Annotated in this window: 20 protein-coding genes; 10 read left to right on the top strand and 10 right to left on the bottom strand. The window is 64.5% G+C overall.

Features of this window, described 5'->3' with window-relative positions:
* Window positions 1-4 precede the first annotated feature (4 nt).
* The 3 genes from M4J40_RS06610 to M4J40_RS06600 form a co-directional block, all read right to left on the bottom strand.
* Window positions 5-1,915 carry a PAS domain-containing protein gene (locus M4J40_RS06610; RefSeq protein ID WP_251753063.1) on the bottom strand — a complete coding sequence of 637 codons (1,911 nt, stop codon included), beginning with the start codon at window positions 1,913-1,915 and terminating at the stop codon, window positions 5-7.
* Window positions 1,916-2,114: 199 nt separating this feature from the next.
* Window positions 2,115-3,302, bottom strand: coding sequence for an autotransporter domain-containing protein (locus M4J40_RS06605; RefSeq protein WP_251753061.1), 1,188 nt, complete (start codon window positions 3,300-3,302; stop codon window positions 2,115-2,117).
* Between the two features lie 1,193 nt (window positions 3,303-4,495).
* Window positions 4,496-6,394 (bottom strand): ATP-binding protein, encoded by a 1,899-nt coding sequence (locus M4J40_RS06600; RefSeq protein WP_251753059.1) that lies wholly within the window; start codon window positions 6,392-6,394, stop codon window positions 4,496-4,498.
* 237 nt (window positions 6,395-6,631) lie between these two features.
* Between M4J40_RS06600 and M4J40_RS06595 the strand changes: the two genes are divergently transcribed.
* A complete protein-coding gene (locus M4J40_RS06595; protein WP_251753058.1) occupies window positions 6,632-7,330 on the top strand; it encodes a response regulator transcription factor in 699 nt (232 codons plus the stop codon).
* A gap of 151 nt (window positions 7,331-7,481) precedes the next feature.
* Here M4J40_RS06595 and M4J40_RS06590 read toward each other — a convergent pair whose 3' ends face one another.
* Window positions 7,482-9,107, bottom strand: a complete 1,626-nt coding sequence (locus M4J40_RS06590) for a methyl-accepting chemotaxis protein (RefSeq protein ID WP_251753057.1) — start codon at window positions 9,105-9,107, stop codon at window positions 7,482-7,484.
* A gap of 400 nt (window positions 9,108-9,507) precedes the next feature.
* Between M4J40_RS06590 and M4J40_RS06585 the strand changes: the two genes are divergently transcribed.
* On the top strand, window positions 9,508-9,687 hold the full coding sequence (locus M4J40_RS06585) for a hypothetical protein (RefSeq protein WP_251753056.1): 180 nt from the start codon (window positions 9,508-9,510) through the stop codon (window positions 9,685-9,687).
* 32 nt (window positions 9,688-9,719) lie between these two features.
* Window positions 9,720-11,777, top strand: a complete 2,058-nt coding sequence (locus M4J40_RS06580; protein WP_251753055.1) for a bifunctional diguanylate cyclase/phosphodiesterase — start codon at window positions 9,720-9,722, stop codon at window positions 11,775-11,777.
* A gap of 104 nt (window positions 11,778-11,881) precedes the next feature.
* Here M4J40_RS06580 and M4J40_RS06575 read toward each other — a convergent pair whose 3' ends face one another.
* From M4J40_RS06575 to rpsU, 4 genes are all read right to left on the bottom strand, one after another.
* On the bottom strand, window positions 11,882-12,541 hold the full coding sequence (locus M4J40_RS06575; RefSeq protein WP_251753054.1) for a hypothetical protein: 660 nt from the start codon (window positions 12,539-12,541) through the stop codon (window positions 11,882-11,884).
* 114 nt (window positions 12,542-12,655) lie between these two features.
* A complete protein-coding gene (locus tag M4J40_RS06570) occupies window positions 12,656-13,153 on the bottom strand; it encodes a DUF6653 family protein (RefSeq protein WP_251753053.1) in 498 nt (165 codons plus the stop codon).
* Between the two features lie 297 nt (window positions 13,154-13,450).
* A complete protein-coding gene (locus tag M4J40_RS06565) occupies window positions 13,451-13,660 on the bottom strand; it encodes a cold-shock protein (RefSeq protein ID WP_251753052.1) in 210 nt (69 codons plus the stop codon).
* Between the two features lie 271 nt (window positions 13,661-13,931).
* Window positions 13,932-14,225: a 30S ribosomal protein S21 gene (gene rpsU, locus M4J40_RS06560; RefSeq protein WP_251753050.1), complete on the bottom strand. Its 294-nt coding sequence runs from the start codon at window positions 14,223-14,225 to the stop codon at window positions 13,932-13,934.
* Window positions 14,226-14,740: 515 nt separating this feature from the next.
* Here rpsU and M4J40_RS06555 point away from each other — a divergent pair.
* The gene (locus M4J40_RS06555) at window positions 14,741-15,025 is read left to right on the top strand and encodes a hypothetical protein (protein WP_251753048.1); all 285 of its coding nucleotides are present in this window, start codon (window positions 14,741-14,743) and stop codon (window positions 15,023-15,025) included.
* Window positions 15,026-15,552: 527 nt separating this feature from the next.
* A complete protein-coding gene (gene catB, locus M4J40_RS06550) occupies window positions 15,553-16,182 on the top strand; it encodes a type B chloramphenicol O-acetyltransferase (protein WP_251753046.1) in 630 nt (209 codons plus the stop codon).
* A gap of 90 nt (window positions 16,183-16,272) precedes the next feature.
* Here the strand turns inward: catB and M4J40_RS06545 are convergent, their stop codons facing one another.
* Both M4J40_RS06545 and M4J40_RS06540 read right to left on the bottom strand, forming a co-directional pair.
* Window positions 16,273-16,803 (bottom strand): YccF domain-containing protein, encoded by a 531-nt coding sequence (locus tag M4J40_RS06545; RefSeq protein ID WP_251753045.1) that lies wholly within the window; start codon window positions 16,801-16,803, stop codon window positions 16,273-16,275.
* Between the two features lie 340 nt (window positions 16,804-17,143).
* Window positions 17,144-17,944 (bottom strand): DeoR/GlpR family DNA-binding transcription regulator, encoded by an 801-nt coding sequence (locus tag M4J40_RS06540; protein ID WP_257235120.1) that lies wholly within the window; start codon window positions 17,942-17,944, stop codon window positions 17,144-17,146.
* Window positions 17,945-18,233: 289 nt separating this feature from the next.
* Here M4J40_RS06540 and M4J40_RS06535 point away from each other — a divergent pair, with 289 nt between their 5' ends.
* The 5 genes from M4J40_RS06535 (at window position 18,234) to M4J40_RS06515 (ending at window position 23,555) form a co-directional block, all read left to right on the top strand.
* Window positions 18,234-19,175 carry a carbohydrate kinase family protein gene (locus tag M4J40_RS06535; protein WP_251753041.1) on the top strand — a complete coding sequence of 314 codons (942 nt, stop codon included), beginning with the start codon at window positions 18,234-18,236 and terminating at the stop codon, window positions 19,173-19,175.
* 39 nt (window positions 19,176-19,214) lie between these two features.
* The gene (locus tag M4J40_RS06530; RefSeq protein ID WP_311134077.1) at window positions 19,215-20,102 is read left to right on the top strand and encodes an aldolase; all 888 of its coding nucleotides are present in this window, start codon (window positions 19,215-19,217) and stop codon (window positions 20,100-20,102) included.
* A 45-nt stretch (window positions 20,103-20,147) separates the two neighbouring features.
* Window positions 20,148-21,155 carry a zinc-binding dehydrogenase gene (locus tag M4J40_RS06525; RefSeq protein WP_251753038.1) on the top strand — a complete coding sequence of 336 codons (1,008 nt, stop codon included), beginning with the start codon at window positions 20,148-20,150 and terminating at the stop codon, window positions 21,153-21,155.
* Between the two features lie 94 nt (window positions 21,156-21,249).
* The gene (locus tag M4J40_RS06520; protein ID WP_251753037.1) at window positions 21,250-22,686 is read left to right on the top strand and encodes an MFS transporter; all 1,437 of its coding nucleotides are present in this window, start codon (window positions 21,250-21,252) and stop codon (window positions 22,684-22,686) included.
* A complete protein-coding gene (locus M4J40_RS06515; protein WP_251753035.1) occupies window positions 22,683-23,555 on the top strand; it encodes an NAD(P)-binding domain-containing protein in 873 nt (290 codons plus the stop codon). The genes M4J40_RS06520 and M4J40_RS06515 overlap by 4 nt, the downstream gene beginning before the upstream one ends.
* Window positions 23,556-23,571 lie beyond the last annotated feature (16 nt).

Raw genomic sequence — 23,571 nt, 5'->3', positions numbered from 1 at the left:
TGCCTCATGGCTGCTGGTCTTGGCGATCCCCGTCCCCGGTCTCATGGTCGGCGACGATGGCCTTGGCGGAGAACACGAACTGGCAGCGCACGCCGTCGGGGTCGGCGGTCCAGTCGGCGCGGCCCATGGAATCGTGGGCGAGGCTGTTGCGGATCAGCTTCGAGCCGAAGCCCTTGTCACCTCCGGCCACCACGGGCGGGCCGCCGGTCTCGCGCCAGTCGAGGTTGACCCGCGCGCCTTCGCCCTCGGGGCAGGGCGTCAGCGTCCAGCCGATGCGGACCTTGCCGTCGGGCGTCGACAACGCGCCGTATTTCATGGCGTTGGTGATCAGCTCGTGCAGGGCCAGCGCCAGGCCGAGGCCGGTGCGCGGCGCCAGCTCCGCGTCGCGGTCGGCCTCGATGACGATGCGGTCGTCGAGCTGGTAGGTGACGGCGAAGGCGTCGCGGACGATGCCGTCGAGGCGGCTGTCGCCGGGGCCGGCCAGGATGCGGATCTGCGCCTTGTTGAGGGCGGCGATGCGGTCGCCGAGGCTCTGGCGGGCGGCCTCGATGGACGGGGCGCGACGCAGCGTGTTCTCGGTGATGATCTGGATGATGGTCAGGATGTTCTTGACCCGGTGGGCGCTCTCGCGCGCCACCATGTCGAGCCGCTCCTCGATCTGCTTTCTCTGCGTCAGGTCCTGCACGGCGCCGAGCACGCGTTCGGGCCGGCCCTGGTCGTCGCGGACGACGGTGCCGCGCGCGCCGATCCAGGTGATCCGGTCGTCGATCAGCAGGCGCAGCTCGCCAGGCATCTCGACGTCGGCGCCAACCGCGCTGTCGGCGGCGAGGCCGATCAGGCGCGTGGCGTCGTCGGGGTGGATGCGGTTCAGCACCTCGACGATGGGCACGTCCTCCATCGTCTCCGGCAGGCGCAACAGGTCGTGGAACAGGCGCGAGCCACGCACCGTGCGGCGCTGGAAGTCCCAGTCGTAGGTGCCGAAGCCGCCGCCTTCCTGGGCGAGGCGCAACAGCTCGGTCTGCCGTTCGAGGTCGCGCTGGGCGCGCCAGCGCTCGGTCACGTCATGGCCCTGGACGAAGATGCCGGTCATCTCGCCCTGGGCGTCGCGGATCGGCTGGTAGACGAAGTCGACGTGGCGAAGCTCGGGATCCGGCATGCCGCCCCAGCGCAGGAACACCGGCATGTCCTGGCCAGAGAAGGGCTCTCCCGTGCGCCAGACCTCGTCGAGGATATCCGTGAAGCCCTGGCCGACCACCTCCGGCAACGCTTCGGCGAGGCTGAGGCCGACGAGGTTGCTGCGCCCGACCAGCCGGCGGTAGGCGTCGTTGGCCAGCTGGAAGACGTGGGTCGGCCCGGTCAGCACGGCGATGAAGCCGGGCGCCTGCTCGAACAGCTCGCGCAACAGGGCGATCTCGCCGGACAGCTTGTCGCTGACCGTCTGCACCGCCTGAGCCCGCGCCAGAACGCCTGACTCGGCCATGTTGGCGCGTGCGTCGCGCTCGCGCAGCAGCTGCAGTTCGGTAACGTCCTGCGTGTGCTGGAGAATGTAGGCGAGTTCGCCGTCCTTGTTCCTGAGCGGCGTGTGGGTGGCGCTCCAGAAGCGGAGGGCCGGCGGTTCGCCGGGGCGGGAGGTGTCGTAGGGCACCAGCGCCACGTGATCGGGCTGGTCGGTCTTCAGCACCCGGTCGAACGAAGCCGTCAGGATGCGGTATCCGTCCGAGGCGGGATCGGCGGGAAAGGCCTCGAACAGGTGTTGGCCGATGATTTCGTCACGACTATCCCGGCCGACTGCCTTGAGGTAGGCGTCGTTGCAACCGGCGATCATCAGCTCCCGAGTAAAAATGACATAGGCGTTCGCCGAGGCATTGAATAGGTCTCGAAGATCCAGGTCGTCGGCCGCCAGTTTGCTGAACATCGTCATCCCGCCGCGTCGGAGCGACCGGAGAATGACAAAAATAATCTTACCTTTCAATGACAAAAGCGGGGCGGCCCATCCTCGGGATTTCCCGGGAGGGGCGATGGCGACCGACGGCTTGTCCGCGCCGGGCGCTGTCTCGCGCCGGTTGCGCGGGCAGGCGATGTCGCCGCCGGCCCGTGCTGCCCGTCGTCTCGCTTCAGAAGCTGATCTTCAGTCCGGCGTCGGCCGACCATGAGCTTGAGTTGTCGGAGTAGCGTCCGACCTTGGCGTTGGTGAACAGGGAGAGGTTGTCGCTGATCATCAGTTCGCCGCCGATGCCGATGCGGGCGCCGAGGACGTTGCGGTCGTCCATGGTGCTGACGGTGAAGTCGGTGCCCGACAGGCTGGCGCTCATGTCGCCGGAGCCGAGGCGGGTGGAATTGACCAGTTCGCCGGTGAAGGAGACCTTGCCGAGCTTGCCGTCCTGAAGGCGGGCGGCCTTGGACAGCTTGATGCCGACGATGCCTTCCAGCGTGTGGGTGGTCTGGTCGTCGTAGGAGATGTTCTGCGACGAGCCGTGCTCGCTGTAGGCGCCGAAGCCGGCGGCGGTGTAGCGCAGGGCGGCCGAAGGCGTCAGCGACCAGTCGCCGGACAGGGCATAATCGCGCGACAGCCGCAGTTCGGGCGAGAAGAACCAGCCGTTGAGGTCGCCCTCGGCGGTTTCGGTGGTGTTGACGGTGCGTTCGGATGTGGCGGAGAGGCCGCCGCCGACCATCTGGGCGTCCAGGGTGAAGGCGCCGAGCGGATGGCGCCAGTAGGCGCCGCCGAAGCCGAAGGTGCCGGTCACCTTGCCCGAGCCGTCGTCGGCCTTGTTGACGAGACGGCTGGCGCCGGCAAGCAGGCCGATGCGCTCCTGGTCGAACTGATGGTCGATGCCGACGGCCAGGCCGTAGTGGGAGGAGGTGGTGTCGGTGGCGTTGTAGAACTGCTGGCCGCCGAAGCCGCGCGCCCACAACAGGTTGGAGCCGCTGACGGCGACGCCGTCGCCCATGATCTTCAGCGGGTCCTGGATCCTGGGGTTGATCTCGTCATATCCGAGCATCGGCGAGGCCGTCTCCGGGGCGGGCGGCGCCGAGCGGTCGATGTCGAGATTGAGAATGCCGTTCATGACGGTGAGCACGGACTGGCCGTAGGAGCGCTGGACGTCCGGCACCGAAGCGACGTTGCCCGCCTCGACGGCGTTCAGCGTGCCGTTATTAGCGTCATTGAGGGATTTGACGATGGTGACATTGCTGTTGGTTGCGGTGACGGTGTTGCTGCTTGAGACGTATTCCGAGACATCCAGCGTGTAGCTTCCGGTTGTTTCAAAATATACACTGTTGTCTGACGTTCCATAGAAATCCACGCCGCCGACAAAAGACGAACCGTCGTATATGTATAGTTTATTATTCCCCATTTCAAATCTTATCGCGGCGTCATCACCAGATATTGTGCCGTAATTCAAGATTGTCGAATATCCGCCCGAGATGGTTACGCCGTACAATGCTCCCGTTATCTCGCCTTGGTTGTAAATTAAAGATTCACTCCCATCTAGGTAAACGCCAATTGCGCTTTTGTAATAAACAAGTCCATCTGAATAATATCCTATGACTCCAGATAGATTATTCGCTATTCTGTATGCGTCGCCGTTGGCGTAAATGCTGTATGTTTTCCCAAAAATTGTTCCGTTGTTAGCGATTGATACATAATTTCCATCCCCAAGTATTGATTTTCCCGTTTTGGAAAATAGAGTTCCATCATTTATTATTCTGATGTACGATTGTACTGAAGGGATGTAGAAAACAGATTTTTGGTAATCCTCTCCGGAACTCGTGTTGTTTTGGGCTATACCTGAGTAGACATATTCGAGGTAGCTGGCCGAAGTGCCCGAGTTGTCGAACCTGAAGACTTCGCTTCCGCTGGTGGCGAGGTTTGTATCGCTGGAGCCTGCTGCCGTGATCACGGTGGTCTCGTCCGAAGGACTGCCCGCGGACGCCGGCGTTATCGTGGCGGGCGAAAACAGCGCGGCGGACAGGACGCAGACGGAAACGCCCGTCAGAAACGTGTTCCGGTCGAAAATAGTGCGCGACGTGAAGTCCATTCTCAGCCCCAGCCTTTTTGAAACATCTGTCGTTCGCGGGCGGCAAACGACACTTGTTCGATCGGTAAGGGGCGATCCAGGAAATGACAATCCGGCGGAATATCTTTTATTATCAAATACTTGTAAGGTATCTTGCAGTCGTGTAAGGTATCTTGCAGGCTGGGCTCGTCCTCGCTTTGCGTGGCCTTGTTTCCATGGGGTTAGCTGGCTGTGGCAAAAGAACCACGTCGCCAGCATTTGTGAGTTTTGACGAGGCGCGGGCCGCTGGAACAAGCCGGCGGCGACCTCTGGGCGACCGTTTGGGGCAGGGGTGATTCGTCGACCGGTGCTGGTTTGGGGGGGCTGCCGCAACGCCGGACGCAAGACCGGTTCCCACTTTTGCTGGCGTTGCTTTGCGGGCTGCCGCAACGCCGGACGCAAAACCGGTTCCCACTTTTGCTGGCGTTGCGGTGACCCGCTCAGCCCGGCGGGCGGTGGGCCGGGAAGGTCAGCGTGGCGACGACGCCTCGTGGGTCGGCATTGGCGATCTCCAGAGACGCGCCATGGGTCCGAGCCACTTCGCCGACGATATGCAGGCCCAGCCCCGTTCCGCTCACGTTGCCGGTGTTCGAGGCGCGATAGTAGCGGTCGGTGACGCTGGCCAGCTCGTCCTCGGGGATGCCGATCCCCTGATCCTTGACGGATATGGCGATACCTGTGCCGAGGCTGGCGGCCGAGATGAGGATCTCGCTGTCATCTGGGGAGAACTTGCTGGCGTTGCCGATCAGATTGTCCAGCGCGACGGCCACCATGCGCCGGTCCAGCTTCAGTTCAGCCTCGGCGAGCCGGTCGGGCAGGTCCAGGCGGATGGCATGGTGCTGGTGCAGGGCGCGGCATCGCTCCACCGTGGCGGCGAGCAACTCGCCCAGGGCGACGGGCTCGAAGCGGACGGCGGCGCCGGTTTCTTCCAGCCGGGCGCGGCTCAGGGACACCTGCAGCACCTCGCGCAGGTCGCGGGTCGCCACCTCGATGCGACCGAGGCGGTCGCGATTGGCGTGATCGTCGGGCGGCAGGGTGCTGAGAAGGGTGCTGGCGCTGTTGCGGATGACCGCCAGCGGCGTCTGGTACTGGTGGCGGATGATGTCGACGAAACGGGCCTGCTCGGCCCGTCCGAGCTTTTCCCTGACCAGGGCCTCCTCGGCGACGGTCTTGGCCTGGCGCAGGGCGGCGGTGCGCTCCTCGGCAAGGACGTTGGCCCGTCGCTCCGCCCGTTGGGCCAGACGCTGACTGCTGGTGATCTTCCGGCGTTGGTAGAGGTGGTTGCCGCGGATCACCATCGAAAGCCCCATGAGAATGGTGAAGGGCCCCATCGTCACCCAGTAGTCGCGCTCGCCAAGTCGTAGGATATCCGGCCCGCCCAAAAGGCTGACCACCGACGACACCGCGAACCCGGTCTGGGTGGTCTGGGCCAGAAGGGCGGTAAGGCTGCCGGGGCGCCGGGTCCGGAGGTAGATGCGAAGATAATAGGCTACCAGGACGAGGACCGACAGGATGGCCGCGAGCATCAGCGGCGTTATGACGGCCGTGTAGGGAACGAGATCGAGGTAGAGATTGGCGAAGCCGAACAGGTTGTAGACCATGGCGCCGACGATGAAATGTCGCATCCATCTGGGCGCGCGGCCGGGAAATATCTGGTCGTGGATGAAGACAAGATTGCCCAGGAAGATCAAAAGGCTGGCTATCGAGAAGAGGATGTCGCCGGTCGCCCCGACGAAGCCGGGAAGAAGGTTGGAGTGGCAGGCCACCAGAAAGGCGTTGCTGAACATCAGTCCGGCGAAGCTGAGAAAGAAGCGGCGTCTGGATTGCAGCCAGAAGAAAAGGCTGATCAGCAGGGCGATGACGGACAGTGCGATCAGGCTGGCCGAAAACGACATCCAGCGCAGGGAATAGTCGAGAAGCCCGGCGGTGGTGGCGATGCTGGCCTTCAGCGTCACGGTGCTGCCGGTCGAGATCCTGAAATAGAGCGTTGCCTCGTTGGTGTCCGGCAGCATCAGCGGGACCGTGTAGAACAGCTTCCAGTTGCCCGGTTGCTGGTCCTCGTAAAAGGTGCCGCGATGAAAGACCGTGAAGTCCTCGCCGCTTCCTGGGCTTGAGGTCTTGGGGACGTAGATGTCCAGGGTGTGCAGGAAGGGCGGCTGCGCGATCAGCGTCAGGTTCGGCTGCCAGGTGGAATCCGTGGTCAGCGTGACTTTCAGCCAGACGGTGTCCGAGGTGTAGCCCGCAGTGGGGATGTCCTTCGCGAGGAGAAAGTCGGATGGCGGGACGGTGCCGTTGACCATGTCGGATATGGTCAGACTTCCTGTTTTGTCCCGCAGCATGGCGAAATGGCCGGCCAGTGAAATCTGTTCCTTGTCTTTGGTTAGTAAAGATAAATTCAATGGCGGTGAGGCCATGGGGCTTGCGAATGACGCGTTCAACGCTAAAAACATGACGAACAGGCCAAGGAGCGGAACGCGACAGGCCTGAAGCCGTCCGAAGGAAAGCCACCGGCGCCGATTGCTTCGCAGTCCGGTTTTCTCGCCGACAGACCCAGAGCAGAAACGAGGTAGGGCCTGATGCGGGTCGCGTTGATCGAGGACAATCTCGCGCTGAGAAGCAGTCTGGCAGATTTTCTGAGCGTGAAGGGGCATCAGGTCCACGAGGTTGGAGAAGCGATCGAGTTCTACCAGCTTCTGCGCAGTCAGAAGTTCGACGTGGCCGTCGTGGATATCAACCTGCCCGACTACGACGGTTTCTCGATTACGCGCTATCTCACGTCGAAACAACATTGCGCCGTCATCATCACCTCGGTGCGCGAAGCGCTGGAGGACCGGGTCAAGGGTTACGAGGCGGGCGCCGACATCTACATGACCAAGCCCGTCGACCCCGAGGAACTGGTGGCGGCGATCGAGATGATCGGCCGCCGGTTCAACGCCGAGCGCAAGGGCGAGGAGACGCCGCCGCCGGAGACGGGCGAGGGCTGGCGCGTCGACAACGACAGGCGCTGCCTGTGCGCGCCCAACGGCGAGCTGGCGCCGCTGACGGGGCGCGAGGTGCGCCTGTTGCGGGCGCTGGCCGAAATGGACCGCGCCATTCTCAACCGGCGCGAGGTCGAGGACATCATCGGCGAGGAGGGGCAGGTCAGCCGCAGCAGCCTCGACACCTTCCTCAGCCGCCTGAGGGCCAAGGTACGCGACAGGACCGGCCTTGAGCTGCCGCTGGCGACCAACCACAACCTCGGCTTCTCGTTCCTGGCGCCGATCGAGGCCATTTAGAGCATCATCCGACCGGAGTGAAACGAGGATCGAAAAGATGATGCTTCGCAAACAAGAGCTTAGAGCGCCGCTCTGATTCAATCAGATCGAATAGCGCTCTAGGCGCGCGCCGGATGACCGGCGCCCGCATGCTTTCCGGTGCTGTCGCAGCTTACGCCGCGTCGAGGCTCTTCACGAAGTCGCCGACTTCCTGCTGAAGCGCGGCGGACTGCTCGTTCAGGCGGTCGGACAGGGTCATCAACTGGGTCGAGGCGGTGCCCGTCATCTCGGCGGCGGTGCTGACGCCGGTGATGTTGGAGGTGACGTCGGTGGTGCCGGCCGCCGCCCGCTGGGTGTTGCGGGCGATCTCGGCCGAGGCGGCGCCCTGTTCCTCGACGGCGCTGGCGATGGCGGCCGACGAGTCCTGGATGTTGCCCACCGTCTTGACGATGCGGGAGATGGCATCGACCGTGCCGCCGGTGGCCGACTGGATCTCGGTGATCTTGCGGCCGATCTCGTCGGTGGCCTTGGCGGTCTGGTCGGCGAGCTGCTTCACCTCCGAGGCGACGACGGCAAATCCCTTGCCGGCCTCGCCGGCCCGCGCCGCCTCGATGGTGGCGTTGAGCGCCAGGAGGTTGGTCTGGGCGGCGATGTTGGAGATCAGCGTCACCACCTCGCCGATCTGCTGGGCGGCCTGCGACAGCGTCTGGACGTTGTGGGAGCTGGTCTCCGCCTCCTTCGCCGCCTCGCGGGCGATGTTGGAGGAGTGGGTGATCTGCTCGGAGATCTCCTGGATCGAGGCCGACAGCTCCTCGGCGCCGGCGGCGACCGTCTGCACGTTGGTGGCCGCTTCCTCGGCGGCGCCGGTGACGGTCTGGGCCTGGCGGGCGGTCTCCTCGGCGGTGGCCGACAGGCTGCGGGCGGCGTCGGCCACTTCCATCGACGAGGAGCCGAAGCCGTTGGCGAGTTCCTGCATGCGGCTGACGAAGCGCTCGGCCCTCTCGGACCGCTTGCGCATGGCGGCGTCCTCGGCGGCCTTGGCCGCCTCCTGCGCCGCGCGGGCCTTCTCGGCATCGATCAGGCTGAGGCGGAAGGACTCGAGGCCGCCGGCCAGCTCGCCCACCTCGTCCTTGCGGCCGATGCCGAGGATGGAGATGTCGAAATGGCCCGACTGCATCGTCTTCATGGCCTCGACCAGCTTGCCGATCGGCCGCGTCACGCCGGAGGTGAGCAGGAGGACGGCAATGCCGATCACCACCACCACCGTGACGCCTATGAAGCCGAGCGTCATCCATACCGCGTTGGAGGCCGCGGCGCTGTTGGCGTCGTTCACCTCCTGCGTTTCGTTGAGCAGGACGGTGTTGATCACGACCGACTTCTTCTGAAGGGCGGCGATCTCGGGATGGCACTTCGTGGTCAGCAGCTCCAGTGCCTTGGCGTTGTCGGTGACATCCGTCGACTGCGACAGCCTGACGACCTCGCCGCAACTGCCGGCCATCAGTTGACGAACATCCGCCTGAATGCCTTCGAGTTCGGTCTTCTTGTCCGGGGCGGCCTCGATGGAGAGGGCCATGTTCTTGTCGATATCGGCCAAGGCGGCTTCGCGGGCGGCCGTCGCGGCCCGGTTGTCTTCCTCGCTCGTCGCGGCGGCGTTCCAGTAAAGGCTGGTGGCAAGGTCCGATACGGCTCGGTTGGAACGGGCGAAGCTGAGACTGGCCGCCGAGCGGCCGGTGAGCAAATGCCCATAACTGTTGTCGATGGCGATCATCTGGTAGACGGCGTAGCCGCCGCCAACCAAGGCGCCTATCCCCAGAAGTACGAGTAACGTAGACACTTTTGCCAAGATTGACAAATTTGCGTAAGACAAAATATCGCCCTCCACAGTTCAGCCCGCACTCTCTGGTAGCAGACCGTCGCAGGTAACAAATTCTGGGAAATTGTGGTTAATAAAGGTCTAAGAATGACGTCTATTTTATTATCATTTCTGCGAATGACAAGAATTTAGACTAGAATGTCATTGTAAATTCTCCGATTGGAGATGATCTCCGCAAAGTATTGCTCGTTCGGGGCGGCTCCGTTTGCGGCAAGGCGGACAAGGCGCTGTTCTTGCTCGGAATTCCGCGCTTTCCCGGCCTTTTCGGGGCACTGCCGCCAGGTGCGGAGGAAATGTCGGAGAGGGGGCGCGAGCGGCGAACGTCATGATGCTCGACGATCGACCGAGGCCTTCGCGTGATGCATGGTCGACAGGCGAGGCACTTGTAGAATCAGAGAAATTGCCTTTCTTTCAGGAGGCAAATCAAAGCCATACGCTGGCTTTGCCAGAATTCGTGCCGCTTTTTGACCAGAGTTCAGATACCGGGGGGCGATCTGAAGCATGAGGCAGACGGCAGATCGTGACCCGGATCGGCTGATGCGCGCGATCCTCAGCCGCGCGCCAGTCGGTATTGCCGTGATCGACCACGACGGAACCTATGTCTCGGTCAATCCGACCTATTCCGAGATCTACGGCTATTCCGTCGACGACATGCTCGGCGAGAACTTCCTGATGGTGTTCCCCGAGGAGGCGCGCGTCTCGGTTCTGGCGCGCCACCAGGACTTTCTGGACAACGGCGGCCATCTCGGCGGCGAGTGGGCGGTTCTTCGGCGCGACGGTGCCCAGCTTACCGTCTGGTCGAACTCGGTGTCCTTCCCCTCCGATCACGGCAAACCCGACCGGCTGGTCTATGTGCTCGACATCACCGAGCAGAAGAAGGCGCAGGAACAGGAGCGCATCGCCGCCACGGTCTACCAGACCACGTCCGAGGCCATCATGGTGATCGACGCGGATTTCCGCGTCATCGCCGTCAACCCTGCCTTCATCCGGTTGACCGGCTGGTCGCAGGACGAGGTCATGGGGCGCAGTGCCCGCATGTTCCGCTCCGACCGGCACGACGAAGCCTTCTACGCCGAGATGAGGCGGGCGGTGCTAGCGGACGGGGTCTGGAACGGCGAGGTTTGGGACCAGCGCAAGTCGGGCGAGCATTATCTCAGGGAAACGACGGTCACGGTTGTCAAGGACGCGTACGGCAAGGTCAAGAACTACGTCGTGGTGTTCTCCGACATCACGACACGCAAATCTGCCGAGGACATCATCCGCTGGCAGGCCAACTACGATTCCGTCACCGGCCTGCCCAACCGGCACATGTTCACCGAACGACTGGCCGAGGGCGCGCGGCAGGCGACCGAGACCGGCCAGACCATGGCCCTGCTGATGATCGATCTCGACCGGTTCAAGGAGATCAACGACACGCTGGGCCACTCGACGGGCGACCGTCTCCTGGCCAAGGTGTCGGCTCGCCTGAAGGAGTGCGAGCGGCCTGGCGACACCATCGCCCGCATCGGTGGCGACGAGTTCGCGCTCATCCTCAACGGTGTTTCCGACATAGAGGAAATCGAGGCGTCGGCTCGAGAGGTTCTGAAGCGCTTCGAGGCGCCGGTGGCCATCGACTACGAGCAGTTGTTCGTGACCGCCAGCGTCGGCATCTCGCTCTATCCCCGCGACGCCCAGTCGCTGGAGGAGCTGTTCCGCAATGCCGACCAGGCGCTCTATGCCGCCAAGGGATATGGGCGCAACTGCCTGCATTTCTTCACGCCGGCGCTGCAGCGCGCAGCCAACGTTCGCATGCGTCTGGCCAACGACCTCCGGCAGGCGCTCGCCGAGCGGCAGTTCATCGTCCACTACCAGCCGGTGGTGGACCTCGAGACCGGGCGGATCGTCAAGGCGGAGGCGCTGGTGCGCTGGCAGCACCCGACGCGCGGCCTCGTCAGCCCGGGCACCTTCATTCCGCTCGCCGAGGAGACCGGGCTGATCGTGCCGTTGGGCGACTGGGTGGCGCGGCAGGCCATCGCCGAGACGGCCCGCTGTCGCGCCGCCTACGATCCCGACTTCCAGATGGCCATCAACCAGTCGCCGACGCAGTTTCGCAACGCCGCCTTCTCGGGCCTCGGCTGGGTGGGGGAACTGGCCCGGCACGGGCTGACGGGCGGGGCCATCTGCCTGGAGATCACCGAGGGCCTGCTGCTCAACGCCGAGCCGCAGGTGATGTCCAACCTGATCGCCTGCCGCGACGCCGGCATCGAGATCGCCATCGACGACTTCGGCACGGGCTACTCGTCGCTGGCCTATCTCCGGCGCTTCGACATCGACACGCTGAAGGTCGACCGCTCCTTCGTGGCCGAGCTCGACGGCGCCGGCCTCGACATCTGCGAGGCGATCATCGTCATGGCCCATCGCCTGGGGCTTCAGGTGGTGGCCGAGGGTGTGGAAACCGAGCGGCAGCGCGATATCCTGAAGTCGATCGGCTGCGATTACGCTCAGGGCTTCCTGTATGCTCCGGCGCTGCCGGCCGCCGCCTTCGAGGCGATGATGGCCGAGCAGGCGGGGCCGGGCGAGCCCGACGCCGACCGCCGCTCAGCCTCGGCCGAGTAATACCGCTTCCGTCGGGTTTTGACCTTTCGGGTCGGAAGTTGACGGAGGCGGAACGCGTATGACGGGATGAGCCGGTTCTCCGGCTCCGTGGATGCCGATGACGGTTACCAGACCAGATCGACGGCCGTATCGACCGCTCGCCGCGTGCCCCTGACGACGACGCCGGAGGCGGTCTCCACCCCCTTGACCAGCGCCTTTCCGCCTTCGACGGCGACGCCGAGAGGCCCGCGTGGCGGCGGCGCCGGAATGGGCTCTCCGCCGGTGGCTTCGAGAAGCGGCAACGGTGGGAGCGGGCCGGAGGGGATGGAGGAGGCGACCGGCGGCGCCGGCTCGGGCGCCGGGGCGGGGGGCGCCACGCCGGCCACCAGCGGATCGCGCGTTTCGCAACTGGGCAGGCAGCTGTCGAAATGGGCGACGCCGGACGGCGTCGTCTCGCGCGCCCGGAATACCGTGCTGACGGCGCTCTTCGGTTTCAGGATGGGCTTGTCGAGCGGCAGCGGCACGACCGGCGGGTCGGCGGAGATCGGCACGTCGAGCGCGGCGGTGGCCAGCGGCGTTCCGCCCAGGCTGGCGACGCCGGACGCCTCGATCGGCTGGGGCTGGGTGGCGACGGGCGGGGTCGACGCGGCGAGCCGGGATGCTGCCTGCTGGCCGCCGACGACCAGAACCGCGCCGGCGCAGGCGGCGCCGACGCCGATGCCGAGCGCCCACTGCCAGAAAATCACCGTGGAGGCGGACCGCCCCAATCGACCGTTGCTGACCATCTCGGTGTCCTCGGAAAACGTCGGAGATCCGAGACGTCGCACGGATTCATGGCTTTTTCTTTGGGCGAGATGGGCGAAACCGGGGCAATGTATGTCGTTGTGTCGCAGCCCCGGTCAGGACGCTTCGTCCTTCAGGCTGTCTCGCCGCACCCAGACCATGCGGTCGAGCAGCCACAGCTTGGAGAGCATGGCGACCGCGAGGCCGGTTCCGGTCAGCGCCAGGTCGAGGAGGACGAGGCCGGCGAGGAGAAGCAGAGCGCCGATGGCGCCGAGCGCCGTCAGCGCGCGGACGACCGGCCGGTGATGGGCAAGGGCGGGGTCCTGGCTCCGCGCTAGCCAGACGCGCTCGCCGATGACGCCGTTCGACATCCAGTTGTCGGTCGAGGCCGGCGGCGGGAAGAGGCGCGGGTTGAGCCATGTCCAGGCGATGACGAGGGCAATGGGCGCCAGCGCCCACCAGTCGATCCACACCCGGCTCCAGGCGGCAAGCGCCAGAAGCGGCAGGACGGAGAGGCGCGACCAGCCGCTCCAGGGGTTGGTGTGTCGCGACCACGCGGCATCGCTCATGCCCATCATGGTCTCGGCGGCGCGGAAGCTCTTGTCCTGACTCATGGTCGCCATTCTAGGGCGGTTCCAGCAAAAGCGGCACCCGATTCCGCGTTAGAGGCTGGAAATAGGGTCTCGGGATGGTCCAGATAGCAAAAAGACCGGGCGAACCCGGTCTTCTCTCTAGTGCCTCGATGATCAGTGCCAGTACATCCGTGGTCAAAGACCAGAAGCACAAGTGGAGTTTCGAAACTCACAGTCAGTCATATGAGCGTTGTCGATCGTCATTCAAGGGGCCAGCGTTCTCGTCCCTGAAGTTGGCCGATCGAGCTTGCGCCGGGCTGGCCGTGGCAACTCCGACAATCAGGCGGCGCGGATGTTCTGCGCGGCGTTGCGGCCGGTCCGGCTATCCTGAACGATATCGAAGCTCACCTTCTGGCCGTCGCTGAGCGAGCTCATGCCGGACTGCTCGACGGCGGAGATGTGGACGAACACGTCCGGCTGGCCGTTGCCGATCTCGATGAAGCCGAAACCCTTGACGGAATTGAAAAACTTGACGGTACCATCGCTCATGGAGTTATTCCTTTCAATAGCATGGTTTTTCAGCGCCCGGCGAGGCCGCCGTGCGTGATTATTCGCGACATTGAAAAGGAAGATCGTAGGACGCTGGTGCGCTTTGACAACGTTCGTCAACAAGATCGACGCTGGATGCATATACCTAATCGGATATCTTCACGAGCGTCGCTTGGACTATTGTCCGGAATCTGAGCTTGGCCCTTCAATTCTCTGGGGTCGTCGAGGGAATTTCAGGGCCGCTCAGAATGCCGTCTCGGTCAGGCCGCGCTCACGCCGTCGTGGTCGGGCTGGCGGAAGCGGCGACCGGGGCCGCGGCCGGACGCGGACGGGCAGGGCGAACCTTGGGCTTGGGCATCGGCAGCAGGCCGTCGCGCTGGGCCTTCTTGCGGGCAAGCTTGCGCGAGCGACGGATGGCGTCGGCCTGTTCGCGCTTGCGCTTTTCCGAGGGCTTTTCATAGGCGCGGTGCGCCTTCATCTCGCGGAAGACGCCTTCCCGCTGCAGCTTTTTCTTGAGGACACGAAGAGCCTGGTCGACATTGTTGTCTCGAACGAGAACCTGCACTGAGTTTCCGATCCTTTGGGAGAGCAAGCCGCCACCCCGGAGGGCGGCGATCGACTGGCTCCGTCCGACTTTCCGCCTTGTGGCGACGGAGGTTCCCGGCGCGGGCGGAGCGGTTCCGGAGAGACGAAGGGGTCCCAATATGCACCCTTCGATCAGCGTCACGCGCTCCTTCTATGATATTTTGCGCCAAAAGGCCACCCTTTGAAAATAAATCCGTTTTCGGCCTTGTGTCGATTTGGTTGCGGGCGCATATTCATAGTCCGAAAATTCGGTTTTTCGGCGCCTGAATCTTGCCATTTTCTCGCGATGGCAAGCTTAAGATTTTCGTGGCGCGCGAGATGTCCAAGTATATCATCTTTCTTCGCGGTATAAAATCATGACGGCGCGTATAGGTCGGTGACCCGTTGGGTCGATCGACTTGCGGTGGCCGCATGCTCCGGGCAACGAAGGTCGGATTGATCCAGTCCGGCCGGTCATCGTTCGTCGCCGCGAAAGCTCAAGGGAAGGCTATCATCATGGCGACAATGGACGCACGACGCCGTTCGGGCCCCTCGGGGGCCTACACCGCCCCCAGCCATCTGTTCCACGTCGGCGATGCCGTGAATGTGCGGCGCAGCTATCTGCATGCCGCCGCCACCGGCGTCTACCACGTGGTCGCGACCTTGCCGCCCTCCGAAGGCCAGTTCCAGTATCGCGTGCGCAGCGAAGCGGAGCGCTACGAGCGCGTCGTGTCGCAGGACCGGCTGGAGGCGGTTGCTGGCGAAAGGCAGGGTGCCCTCGCCAGGAAGCCTCTCAGCTGACAGTTTCCTGCGCCTTCGCTGGTCGACCGACTGTTTCAGTTTGTTCGGCGAAGGCTCTATCTATTTGTCTTCACGCAACCCCGGACGCGAAACCGGTCCCCACTTTTGCTGGTGTTGCTCTGGATAGAAAAGGGGAAGAGATAGAAAAAGGGGCTTGGACAGCAAAAAGGCCGGGACGAACCCGACCTTCTCTCCAACGCCTCCATGATCAGTGCCAGTACATCCGTGGTCAAAGATCAGAAGCGTCACTGGTGTGTGTACACTCACAGCATGACAGATAGGTGACAAATCCGGATGTTCAAGGGGTGGTCGCGTTTTTTCTGAAATCGGCCCGCAAAAAGCCGGAGATTGCGTCGGCGCGTTCGTTGGCTTACCATTCTCGTCGTAGCCCAACGAGGAAGATGTGAAAGCCACGCGACGAACCCTCTGAATGCCCCCGAGCCGCGTTGCGGCATCGGGGTTGGTGCGCGAGGTCGTGAGATTCTCGCGCCGATGTCACTTGCCCTGACACATTCAGAGATCGTCAAATGGACAACTATTTCGAAAGCCCCTTCCGGGGCGTGACCCTCGACAAGCAGGTTACCAATCCCAACATCGTCGTCGGCCGCTACAGCTACTATTCCGGCTATTACCACGGCCACGGCTTCGACGATTGCGCCCGCTACCTGATGCCCGACGAGGGTGTCGACCGGCTGATCATCGGCAGCTTCTGCTCCATCGGTTCGGGCGCCGCCTTCATCATGGCCGGCAACCAGGGCCACCGGCATGACTGGATCAGCGCCTTTCCCTTCTACTGGATGTCCGAGGTGCCGGCCTTCGCCGGGGCCGAGAACGGCTATCTCCCGGCCGGCGACACGGTGATCGGCAACGACGTGTGGATCGGCTCGGAGGCGGTGATCATGCCCGGCATCACGGTGGGCGACGGCGCGGTGATCGGCACGCGCGCCCTCGTCACCCGCGATGTCGAGCCATACACCATCGTCGGCGGCAACCCGGCCAAGCCGATCCGCAAGCGCTTCGACGAGCGGCAGATCGGCCTGTTGCTCGAGATGAAGTGGTGGGAGTGGGAGGACGGCGCCCTTCACGGCGCCATGCCGCTTCTGACCAGTGGCGACGTCGACGGGCTGCACCGCTACTGGCTCGGCCTCGCGTCCTGATGCTGTCGCCTGTCCCGCCTAGAGCAATTCCAGCAAAAGTGGGAACCGGTTTCACTCCGGTCGGATGATGTTCTGGGCGGGGCAGGCTGCCTATCGCGCCGCTGCCGGCGGCACGTCGCCGGGGTGGTCGATGCCGTCGTCGCGGCTCGACTGGCGCAGACGGGCGCGAGCGAAGCGCTCCACCGCCGCCTGCTGGCGGGGAACGGTGGCGAGATCGGTGCTGATGACGCGCTGTCCCGCCGGCCACAGCGAGATGCCGGCCAGCTTGAAGCACTGGCGGCCGAGGGAGAGCCCGCGCACCGTCAGACAGCAGAGCGCGCCGAGGATCAGATAGGCGGCGCAAAGGATGAGGCCGAAGGTCAGCATCCACATGACATTGAGGATGGGGCCGAGGACGCGGGCGGCGGTCGTCGTCGGCGCCGGATCCTGGCCGCCGAGCTCGCGAATGTGCACGGCGTCCCTGCCGAAGGGTGAAATGCCGAGGCCGGCCATTTCGACGGCGGCGCGCGACAGCGGCTCCCCGCCGGGGATTCGGCCGAAAATCGCCGCGCCCACGAGCCAGACGCCCGCCGTCCAGACCCCGCCAAGCGCGAACCACATGAACCTGCCCGCGAATCGCACGCCCTGTTCCTTCCGACATCGTTGTCGATCGTCGCGCGCAGGATACATTTCCGTAGTTGTCTGGCAATAGCGCGGAAACGCCAGGGTAGTGGCTTTAGCTCCGCACGATTAAGATTGGACCGCCTCCAATGCGCAACTGATGGGTGCGCTCAGCCGGCGCGGTGGTAGGCGACGTCGGCCAGTTCGATGCGCTACGGGTCCGATAGGCATCCGGTCGGAGTCAGTTGAGGCTCGAACAGAATGAATCCGGCTCGACAAGGCCATGGAACGCGGGCGCAATCGTCTCCGTGTCTGCCTCAGCCGCCATGGAAGCCTCGGGTGGAGCACGGAGCGATTTCGATTACGGTGTCACGACGTTGATTCCGGTCCTGGCGAATAGATCCGAGAAGTCGTGCGAGACTTTCTTGTCGGTGACGATGGAGTTGATGCTGTCCCAGCCGCATAGAAGCACGGGGGCCGTCAGGTCGAACTTTCTATGATCGATCAGCAGTACGATCCTGTCTGAAATGCTCATCAGGGTGTTCTTCACCTGCTTCTCGACGTCTGCCGACGCATAGACGCCACGTTCATCGACGGCGGCGGCGCCGAGGTAGAAACTTCTCACCTTGAGGCGGCGGACGTTCTCGACCGTGGTGGACCCGACCAGCGCGCGAGAGGGGGCGTGGATGTCGCCGCCGAGAGCGATCGACTTGATGTGCGGGCGATCGAGCAGCAGGTTGATGGCCGGGATGGAGTGAGTGACGACCGTTCCGACGAACTCGGGGGGGAGCGCGCGAACGACCTGACAGGCGGTGGTACCGGCATCGACAGCGATGATGTCGTCGTTGCGAACATCCGCCGCGGCCAGCTTGCCAATGACCATCTTGCCGCTGGTCGCGGTTCTGGCGCGGTTGGCGTAATCGTCGCCGAGATCGCCCCCTCCGGGAACGTCGGCCCAGTTCGGCAGCCGGAGAGCGCCGCGCGACGAGATCACTTCTCCACGCTTGTGGAGCAGATGCGCGTCGCGGCGGATGGTCATTTCCGACACGCCGAGTCTCGATGCCAGCTCCGCGGTCGTCATGAAGCCGACATGCTGCAAACAGTCCAGAATTTCCGCCCGCCTCTGCGGTGCCGAACGGTATCGGAGGCTTTCGTCGGTCATTACGTCTCTGGTTCCCTGACGCGAGCACATTTCGCCCTTTCGGCGAGAATGTAACGAATCCCACAATCTTGCCTATACCCGATCCATTCGCGTTGGGCTAGCGCTCCACACGGCGGCGGCGACATGCCACCGCTTTCAATGGCTTGCGCTCAATCTTGCATTATCTCGTCGATGCGGCGCCGCCAAATTTGTTAGATATCGAACAAATATTTGAACTGTAAACTTACATATTGCGCTAATTACGATCGATATCGTACAAACATCCCCACTGAAGCTCATGGAGGTGTGGATGTCGGGTTCGCCTCGCGTCGTTTGTGTCGGCGTGGTCACGTTGGATGCCTTGGCCCTGGTCCCTCGCTACCCCGGAGAGGACGAGAGAGTTGTTGGCGAGGAGGTCAGCATTTCCGGTGGCGGGCCGGCGGCGAATGCCGCGGTCGTTCTGGCCCGTCAGGGGCAGTCGGTCGCCTTTGTCGGTCGCGTCGGTGCGGACAGGGCCGGTGAGACGGCAAAGGCAATGCTTTCGGCGGAGGGGGTCGACGTCACCGGTGTCCTGACGGACGCCAACCATCCGACGCAGGCCTCGTGCATCGTGGTGTCCCAGCAGCGGCAGACGCGCGCCATCTCCACCTTGTCGGTGCCGCCGTTGCCGCCGCTCGCGACGTTCGGAGCGCGGGCGCTCGAGCTGATCGACAGTGCCGAGTGGCTTCACACCGACCATCTCGGGCTTGGTCCCGTTACGGCCTATCTGAAGTCCTTGCCGGCGAGCGAAAGACCGCGTCTGGCCGTCGATGCGGGCAATCCCATACCGGGGCTCGATCTGTCCGCGGTGGATCTCTACGCCCCGACGACCGAGGCGCTGGTCGCCACCTGGAGCCTTCCCCACGACGAGGCCGGCATTGCCGAAGCGGCCCGCCGCGCGCTGGACGAAGGGGCCAAGGCGGTGGTCGCCACGCGCGGCTCGGCTGGCTCATGGGCCTGGTGGTCCGAACGCTATGACGGTCGTCCGGCCGGGACGGTGCATGTGCCGGCCGTCAAGGGCATCGACATTCGCTCGACGCTCGGCGCGGGCGATGTCTTCCACGGCGGCCTGTTGTCCGCGCTCGTCCGGGGCGGCGATTGGCCGCAAGCCCTGCGCGAAGCCAACGCCACGGCGGCCCTGTCCTGCCGGGCGCTCGATGGTCGCGAAGCCGTTCCGACCCTCGCCGAACTCAACACCTTTCTCGGGTCGTAAGCGGCCCGAGCCGTTTCCCCTCAATACCAGGAGTCACCTGTGAACGATCTCCCTGCACCCTGCTCGCTTTCAGATATCGCCAGGCCGTCCGGTGGGTTTGCCATGCTGGCCGTCGATCAGCGCGAAGCGATGCGCCTGATGTTTGCCGCCGCCGGCCACCCCACGCCGATCGCCGACGAAGTTCTGACCGAGTTCAAGACAACGGCAGCCCGCATTCTCTCTCCCTGGGCATCGGCCGCTCTGGTCGATCGCCAGTTCTGCCTCGACAGGGTGATCGAGACAAAAGCGCTGGACGAAGGCTGCGGCATGATCGTCGCGGCGGACGAGTTTCTTCCCGGCAATGGCATTCCCGTCGACGATGTCCGCATCGACCGGGCCATCGTTCCGGCCGATGTGCGCCGGCGCGGTGCCAAGGCCCTGAAGCTGTTGGTTCTGTGGCGCTCGGACGAAGATCCGCAGGCGCGTCTGTCCATGGTGGCGGAGTTCGTGGCGAGCTGCCGCTCCGCCGGGCTGCTTTCCATCATCGAGCCGGTCGTTCGTCCGCCCCGTCGCGGGGCCGAGTTCGATCGCGAGGCAGCCATCGTCGCTGCGGCGGCCGAACTGGGGCACTGCGGCGCCGACATCTACAAGGTGGAAATGCCCTACGGCGGCAAGGGGGCGGAAGCCAAGCTGTCGGATGCCTGCAAGCGTCTGAACGGACACATGGAAATGCCGTGGGTCATCCTGTCGTCCGGCGTCCCCGCCGACATTTTCGGCCGGTCCGTTCGCATCGCCATGGCCGCCGGCGCCTCGGGCTTCCTCGCCGGACGGGCGGTTTGGGCCTCGGTGGTCGGCGCCGACGACGTGCCGACGATGCTGCGCGACGTTTCGGTGCCCAGGCTTCGCCGCCTTGGCGAGATCGTCGACGAGGCAATGGCGGCCAGATGAGGGACGCCCGACTCTCTTGAGATTGAATTGTCAGTGGAGGAGAAGATGACTGTTGTTTCGGAAGTGTTTTTTCCCGAAATAGGCAAGGTGAGCTGCCGCAAGGAGGAGATCGAGCTTCCGCCCCTCGGCGAAGGCGAGGTTCGGTTGCGGCTGTCCCATCTCGGTATTTGCGGTTCGGAGCTTCACGTTCTTGCCGGTGGGCATCCGTTCGCCAAGCCGCCGATGGTGACCGGGCACGAGATTTCGGCCGTGGTCGACGAAGTCGGTGCAGGGGTCACCTGCGTCCAGGTCGGCGATCATGTCGTTGCCGACCCCATCCAGCCTTGCATGAAATGCCGGGCCTGTCTTTCCGGCCGCTACAACCTCTGCGAACCGCCGATGGTCGCCGGCTTTCGCGCCCCCGGCTACGGGCGTTCGTCGCTGGTGGTCAAGGCGCGCAACCTGCATCGGGCGTCGGCCGATCTGCCGCTCGACAAGCTGGCCTTCGCCGAGCCGGCCGCCTGTGCCCACCATTGCGTCAGCCGCGTTCCGAGCGAAGCGCGCGAAGACGTTCTGGTGATCGGTTGCGGCACGATCGGCCTGTCGGTGGTGCAGGCCCTGCGCCTGATGGGAGCGTCCCGGATCACGGCGATCGAGCCCGACGAGAGCAAGAGGAAGCTCGCCTTGACCTTCGGGGCGGCCCGGGTCTTCGCTCCCGGCGAGTTGCCGGCCGACGAGATGTTCACCGCGGTGATCGATGTCGTCGCCTCGGCGGCAACGCTGATGGATGCCTGCAAGCGGGTGATGGCCGGTGGTCCGGTGGTCTGCATGGGCGTTCCCACCGGGCCGCGCGAGATTCCGCTGCCGATGATGCAGCGGTTCGAGCGCGATCTTCTCAGCTCGGGCATGTATGTGCCGGCGGATTTCGACGCGGCGATCGGTTGGCTGGAAGCCGGCTCGTTCATGACGGACGGCCTCATCACCGATGTGTTCCCGGTCGAAAAAGCGGCAGAGGCCTATGTGCGCGCCAAAGAGCCGTCGTCGATCAAGGTCATGATTTCATTTGATAAATAACTGGAGGTGGCCGTTCGGCCCGGCGGCCTCGCAGGGCGCCCCGGTCTTCGGCTTCGGTCCAGTCGTCATCAACACCCAGTTTGGGGCTACGTATATGACAGCGATCTCCCAAAACGCGCCGCACGTGATCCGGCGGCCGCAGGACGTGGTTGACCTCGTCAACAGCCATCCCGCCAAATACTCGGGCTTGTTCATCACGCTCGTGGCCTTGGGCGGCATCCTCATCGACGCCTATCAGGCGGCAATGATCGGCTTCGGCAACAAGTACATCGCCGCCCAGTTCGGCATCTCGCCCGGTCTGGCGGCCACCGTGAATGCGTCGGTGCTGGTCTCCGCGCTGATCGGCGGTCTTCTGTCGAACCGGATCATCAACAGCCTCGGCCAGCGCAAGGCCTTCGTGGTCGGCATGGGGCTTTGCGTCATCGGCGCCGCCGCCGTCGCCTTTGCCTCGTCGATCTGGCAGGTGCTGATCTGCCGCATCATCATGGGCGTCGGCCTCGGCATCGACTTCCCGCTGGCGACATCGGCTGTTGCCGAACTGCGCGGCGCTTCCTCGAAGAAGTCGGGCACCTCGGTCAACCTTTGGCAGATGGGCTGGTACATCTCGACCACGGTCGTTTATCTGGTGCTGATTCCGCTCGTCGCCTGGTCGGTGTCCGAACCAGAGCTGTGGCGCTGGGGCATCCTGCTCGGCGCCGGCTTCGGCGTGCTGGTGATGGTGCTGCGCTGGGTGTTCATCGGCGAGTCGGCCATGTGGGCGGCCCGTGCCAACCGCTTCGACCTGTCGCGCGAAATTCTGCAGACGCGTTATGGCGTTTCGGCCGACGTGGCGGCCGATGCCTCAGCCGGCGAGGCGGCGATCAAGAAGTCGGACGGCGCCTATGGCGTCCTGTTCAAGGGGCCATATGGCCGTAGGACGGTGCTCGGCTGCGTGGTCGCCACCATGCAGGCCTGGCAGTACAACGCCGTCGGCGTCTATCTGCCGATGACCCTGGCCGGCATCCTCGCCGGTGGCCTCTCCAACGCCCTTTGGGGTTCGGCTGCCGTCAACTTCCTGTGCGGCGTCACCGGTGGCGCCATCGGGTCGGTGGTCGTGCACAAGTTCGGCGCCCGCCGGCAGTCCATGTTCGGCTTCGCCATGGTGTTCATCGCCCTGATCATTCTCGGCACCTGGGGCAAGGCCAATCCCTGGTTCTCGCTCTCCCTGCTCGGATCGATCATCTTCTTCCACTCCTCCGGTCCCGGCGGCCTCGGCATGACCATCGCGACGCTGTCCTACCCGCCCAGCCTGCGGCCGGCGGGCGTCGGCTTCGCCCGGGCGATCATGCGCACCGGAGCCATCGCCGGCCTGATCTTCTGGCCGATCCTGTGGTCGTCCCTGAACACCGACGCCTTCTACTGGCTGGCCGCCGTGCCGCTGGTGGGCTTCCTGACCTGCCTGTTCATTCGCTGGGAGCCGATCGGCGTCAACGTCGATGCCGAGGACGCGGCGGCGCTCGCCCTCATGTCCAAGAAGGAGGCGTCCCTGTGAAGGCGCTCGGCAAGATTGGGTTCATCGGCCTTGGGGCCATGGGAGGGGCGGTTGCCCGGTGTCTGGCCAGCGGTCCATGGCGCCTTGCCGTCTACGATCTGTCGGCGCAGGCGGTGGCCGCCACCGTGGCCGCCGGCGCGGAGGCCGCGTCAACGGCCGGCGAGGCGGTCGGGGGGCAGGACGTAGTGTTCTCCTGCCTGCCGACGCCCGAGCTGGTCGAGGCCTTCTGGCAGGAGCAGGCCGGCCAGCTCTCGCCCGAGACCGTCGCCGTCGACCTTTCGACGATCGATCCGGGAACGTCCCGGCGCATCGCCGATCGCCTGAAAAGGGACTGCGGGGTGGAGTTCGTCGCCTGTACCCTCGGCAAGACGCCGGCCCTCGCCGAGAAAGGCGAGATACCGGTGTTCGTCGGTGGATCGGCGCCGGCCGTCCAGCGGATCGAACCCTTGCTCTCCCACATGTCGAGCACGGTGTTCGACATGGGGTCGATCGAGGGGGCGACCATGTTCAAGCTGATCTCCAACCTGATCGGCATGAGCAATCTGGCCATCCTGGCCGAGGGTTGGCTGCTGGCCAGGGCCACGGGCATCGACGCTTCGACCTTCGCCGCGGCGCTGGCGACCACTGGAGGGTGGTCGACGCAGGCCGAACTCAGGCTCGACAACGTCATGTCTGGAGATTTCGGCGCCCGCTTCTCGGTGGATCTGGCCGCCAAGGACCTGCGTCTTTCGGTCGATACCGCCGCCCGCCGTGGCGTGCCCACGCCGGTTTCCGCAGCGGCCTCGGCGGCATTCGCGCTGGCGAGGGCGGCCGGCCACGGCCGCGAGGATGCTGCGGCGGTCGTCGCGCCGCTGACGCCGAAGCCCTGACCTCATCATGGTCCGT

It is taken from the genome of Pleomorphomonas sp. JP5 (genome assembly GCF_023721815.1).
In the GTDB taxonomy this organism is placed as follows: domain Bacteria; phylum Pseudomonadota; class Alphaproteobacteria; order Rhizobiales; family Pleomorphomonadaceae; genus Pleomorphomonas.
The sequence above is the reverse complement of the archived record's forward strand: the minus strand, read 5'-3'. Positions and strand labels throughout refer to the sequence as shown.

What these genes read in the sequence shown, in the direction of transcription:
- M4J40_RS06565 (WP_251753052.1), bottom strand. Translation starts at nt 13,660, where the DNA reads ATGAGCGATGGTACCGTCAAGTTTTTCAATTCCGTCAAGGGTTTCGGC.
- M4J40_RS06540 (WP_257235120.1), bottom strand. Translation starts at nt 17,944, where the DNA reads ATGACCGACGAAAGCCTCCGATACCGTTCGGCACCGCAGAGGCGGGCG.
- M4J40_RS06585 (WP_251753056.1), top strand. Translation starts at nt 9,508, where the DNA reads ATGATGCTCGACGATCGACCGAGGCCTTCGCGTGATGCATGGTCGACA.
- M4J40_RS06580 (WP_251753055.1), top strand. Translation starts at nt 9,720, where the DNA reads ATGCGCGCGATCCTCAGCCGCGCGCCAGTCGGTATTGCCGTGATCGAC.
- M4J40_RS06520 (WP_251753037.1), top strand. Translation starts at nt 21,250, where the DNA reads ATGACAGCGATCTCCCAAAACGCGCCGCACGTGATCCGGCGGCCGCAG.
- M4J40_RS06575 (WP_251753054.1), bottom strand. Translation starts at nt 12,541, where the DNA reads ATGGTCAGCAACGGTCGATTGGGGCGGTCCGCCTCCACGGTGATTTTC.
- M4J40_RS06525 (WP_251753038.1), top strand. Translation starts at nt 20,148, where the DNA reads ATGACTGTTGTTTCGGAAGTGTTTTTTCCCGAAATAGGCAAGGTGAGC.
- catB (WP_251753046.1), top strand. Translation starts at nt 15,553, where the DNA reads ATGGACAACTATTTCGAAAGCCCCTTCCGGGGCGTGACCCTCGACAAG.
- M4J40_RS06570 (WP_251753053.1), bottom strand. Translation starts at nt 13,153, where the DNA reads ATGAGTCAGGACAAGAGCTTCCGCGCCGCCGAGACCATGATGGGCATG.
- M4J40_RS06555 (WP_251753048.1), top strand. Translation starts at nt 14,741, where the DNA reads ATGGCGACAATGGACGCACGACGCCGTTCGGGCCCCTCGGGGGCCTAC.
- M4J40_RS06595 (WP_251753058.1), top strand. Translation starts at nt 6,632, where the DNA reads ATGCGGGTCGCGTTGATCGAGGACAATCTCGCGCTGAGAAGCAGTCTG.
- M4J40_RS06535 (WP_251753041.1), top strand. Translation starts at nt 18,234, where the DNA reads ATGTCGGGTTCGCCTCGCGTCGTTTGTGTCGGCGTGGTCACGTTGGAT.
- M4J40_RS06610 (WP_251753063.1), bottom strand. Translation starts at nt 1,915, where the DNA reads ATGTTCAGCAAACTGGCGGCCGACGACCTGGATCTTCGAGACCTATTC.
- M4J40_RS06600 (WP_251753059.1), bottom strand. Translation starts at nt 6,394, where the DNA reads ATGCTGCGGGACAAAACAGGAAGTCTGACCATATCCGACATGGTCAAC.